The 2,014-nt window shown below is 38.4% G+C and carries 3 protein-coding genes; all 3 read right to left on the bottom strand.

The features are described from left to right. Positions 1-193: 193 nt before the first annotated feature. A complete protein-coding gene (locus JMF85_RS28365; RefSeq protein ID WP_269103255.1) occupies positions 194-454 on the bottom strand; it encodes a Maf family protein in 261 nt (86 codons plus the stop codon). A gap of 388 nt (positions 455-842) precedes the next feature. Further along, on the bottom strand, positions 843-1,226 hold the full coding sequence (locus JMF85_RS10885; RefSeq protein WP_201318179.1) for a DUF4183 domain-containing protein: 384 nt from the start codon (positions 1,224-1,226) through the stop codon (positions 843-845). Positions 1,227-1,314: 88 nt separating this feature from the next. Next, positions 1,315-1,758 (bottom strand): DUF4183 domain-containing protein, encoded by a 444-nt coding sequence (locus JMF85_RS10880; RefSeq protein WP_201318178.1) that lies wholly within the window; start codon positions 1,756-1,758, stop codon positions 1,315-1,317. Positions 1,759-2,014 lie beyond the last annotated feature (256 nt).

The raw sequence follows: 2,014 nt of genomic DNA, 5'->3' as shown, positions 1-2,014 counted from the left end.
GCATAAGTCTTGGAATAATTTATGCTTCTTTTTAATTTATGTTTTGGACAAAAGACCTAATCAAGGAACATTGGGTTGAGCATATAAGGAAACAACAAATAAGGCGCCAATTATAGGCGCCTTCGAAAGAAACGAAAAATATTCAACTCAACAATGATTGATTAAATAAGCTGATTCCAAACATTAACAACATCTAATAAAGAAGGTTCAAGGGAAGCCCCATAATACTGTAAAAATCTCCTTCGATTTTTTCAATAAATACCGAGCCAATCCCCTGTACACCGTACGCGCCCGCCTTATCTAAAGGATCACCAGTTTTTACATACGCCCAAATCTCTTCATCGCTCATCGGTCTAAAAGTTACCTTACTGACGGTGTGACCAACAATTATTTCCGGTCGACCGTCTGGCGACTCAGATATGATACGATACTGACCAATGTCTCCAAGGTGCATTGTGGTGTCATAGCCCCCGGCTTTGGTGTCGGAGACTGCGTGGACAACTATTGAGATCATTCAAACACCAATGCGACTTTCCCTGCAAGTTTCCCCACTTTAACCATTTTAATTATTGTACATTATCCATGACGGATTTGTACAACAGCTCACGTATTGTATGATGGAAACGACATCCACTGTGTCACGTCTCAGTTTTCTCCCGAAGCCTTCCTACCTTCGGAGCCATCGATGGCATTCGACTTTCCCTTCTCTTACAAGGTTACCCGACTCCGTCATCCAATTCATCCCACCAGTTAGCATGATGCGCTGCCAAACGCACAAAAGTCCGGGAATGACTCCGGACTTTCCGCACTTCACTATCTTTTTTTCCCATCTGTTAATTAGATCACGTGTTTACCGTGGTCGTAGAAGTTGGAACATAATTTATTACTTCTAATGCAATCGGCGAATTCGCCAAAATAGGTTCTCCTCCTGCGGGTACATTAATCACCAGTGAACCTACTGTAGTGGCTCCGGGAGTATAGGTTGAAATCCCCTGCATTTGCAATACACCGTTAATATAAACATTATACATACTATTGTTTGTCGCCAATGCGGGAAGATTAGTTGCTGCTGCCCCGGTATCATCGAAAAAATTGGCAGTATCAATCGTCAATGTTGCACCCGCCGCGGTTTCACCAGTTGTTACATAGAAAAACTTTTGTGGCGATGGAACCGTTTCAACTGTCGTTGTTGCCGTAACAAGCAACTTCATAAGTTGTAGTGCCATGATAACAAACCTCCTCATAAAATGTAATACAGTAAAATCATATTCTGAATGAAGATGAACGTCAGGGCTAATCTTCAAGTGAATATACCTATTTTTTTCTCGCTATGATAAATCCGATTGATTCAAGTATAATGGGGGTTTCTTTGTAAATCGTTTGCCCTGTCGAAATAATAGTTAACGCATCGGAATTTACGTGATATAACTTACCCTCTTGCAATGCTCCGTTAACGTACAAATTGAAGTAACCTTCTTGACCAAAGTCAATAAACTTGGCAACGGTTTCGCCTTTATCATCAACAAACTGATTGGGAAACAAAACTATTTTTTCTCCTGATAAATTAATGTCATGGGGTGCAACAAAAAAATATCTTCTTACTTTTGGTTTAACACCAATAAAAGGTTGTTTTGGGCAAATAATATTTAAACGTTTTATTACACAATTAATTTTGTATATTACTTTTTTTCTGCCTCTTCTCTTTCTACGCTTTGTAGGTTTAAAAAATTTACACTTTAATCTATGCTTTTTCGTCAATAATCCCACCTCTACTATGGTATAAGTCTTGGAATAATTTATGCTTCTTTTTAATTTATGTTTTGGACAAAAGACCTAATCAAGGAACATTGGGTTGAGCATATAAGGAAACAACAAATAAGGCGCCAATTATAGGCGCCTTCGAAAGAAACGAAAAATATTCAACTCAACAATGATTGATTAAATAAGCTGATTCCAAACATTAACAACATCTGATAAAGAAGGTTCAAGGGAAGCCCCATAATACTGTAAAAAT

The organism is Paenibacillus sp. EPM92 (assembly GCF_016586185.1).
In the GTDB taxonomy this organism is placed as follows: domain Bacteria; phylum Bacillota; class Bacilli; order Paenibacillales; family NBRC-103111; genus Paenibacillus_G; species Paenibacillus_G validus.
This window is presented reverse-complemented; position numbering and strand designations above follow the sequence as displayed.